2 protein-coding genes are annotated in these 1,242 nt (G+C 34.1%); both read left to right on the top strand.

The window, feature by feature from the left end:
• Positions 1 to 267: 267 nt before the first annotated feature.
• The gene (locus KA883_RS08165; protein WP_031917823.1) at positions 268 to 408 is read left to right on the top strand and encodes a ribbon-helix-helix domain-containing protein; all 141 of its coding nucleotides are present in this window, start codon (positions 268 to 270) and stop codon (positions 406 to 408) included.
• 57 nt (positions 409 to 465) lie between these two features.
• Positions 466 to 1,056, top strand: a complete 591-nt coding sequence (locus KA883_RS08160; RefSeq protein WP_031917824.1) for a replication protein — start codon at positions 466 to 468, stop codon at positions 1,054 to 1,056.
• The last annotated feature ends 186 nt before the right edge of the window (positions 1,057 to 1,242 follow it).

Raw genomic sequence — 1,242 nt, 5'->3', positions numbered from 1 at the left:
CACTTCAGTGGCGATTGGTGCAGTTGTAACTTGGATTAATCCAAGTTAACAACCAATCCAAATCATTACTTTCGATATCGTGAAGTCAAAAGGAAATTCTATTACAAGTAATAATATGGTGGGTTTTGACTTTAGGTTTTCAACACTGGGGTACTACGACCCCCCAGTGTTGTTCATTGTTCACGGTCACTTTTTGTGTATAAACGATTGAATTATGATGTTGTTTTGTGTATTATTGACTGTAATAGTTGAAAGGTGGTTACAATTATGAGTAAAAGATTGCAAGTGACTTTGAAAGATGAGATGTCGGAAAAGTTAGATGAATTGGCGAAATATTTAGGAGTTTCAAAAAGTGCGGTAATTGCGTTGGCTTTGCAAGATTTTGATAAAAAACATAAAAATAGATAAAAAAATACTGCCATGTGGCTATGGCAGCATAAACTTGTATTCGGAGGTAATTATATCATGGTGAATAAAGCATCACAAGGTAATGTAAGAACTAGAAATTGGACGTTTGTAATTTACCCAGAAAGTGTTTCTGAAGGTTGGAGAGATATATTAGATGATGAACATATACAATGGGTTGAATCTCCATTACATGATAAGGATACTAATCCAAATGGAGAGATAAAAAAGGCTCATAAGCATATATTGGTTATGTATGATGGGGTTAAAAGTTATAATCAGATATTAGAATTGACTGAAAGAATAAATGCAACTGTTCCACAAAGGTGTGGTTCTGCTAAAGGTCTTGTTAGATATATGTTGCATATGGATAATCCTGAGAAATATCAGTATGATCGTGAAGATATGATTGCTCATGGTGGAGCAGATATTCTAGAGATGTTAAAACCGACGTCTGCAAGCAGATATGAGATGTTTAAAGAAATGACTTCTTTTATAGTTGAAAATGATATAAGAGAATACGAAGAACTATGGATTTATGCTATGGAGCATAGATTTGATGATTGGTTCCCTTTGTTAGCTGATAATGGTACTTTTGCTATAAATACGTTTATAAAATCTAGAAGACATAGAATAAAAGATAACAAATGAATTAGCTAGCCATTATGGCTAGCTTTTTGCTTTAGCAAAAAAGGGGGATTGGGGGTTTACCCCCAACAAGGGTATTTGCAGAACGAAATGAGCGATAGCGAATGAAGTGGCTAGCAAATACGACGATTGCCAAACCATATTATTACTTGTGATAGGAGAAATACTTTTGACGAACAAAGAAATAAT

Origin of the sequence: Staphylococcus sp. GDY8P54P (assembly GCF_017892645.1) — a bacterium.
Taxonomy (GTDB): domain Bacteria; phylum Bacillota; class Bacilli; order Staphylococcales; family Staphylococcaceae; genus Staphylococcus; species Staphylococcus ureilyticus.
The sequence above is the reverse complement of the archived record's forward strand: the minus strand, read 5'-3'. Positions and strand labels throughout refer to the sequence as shown.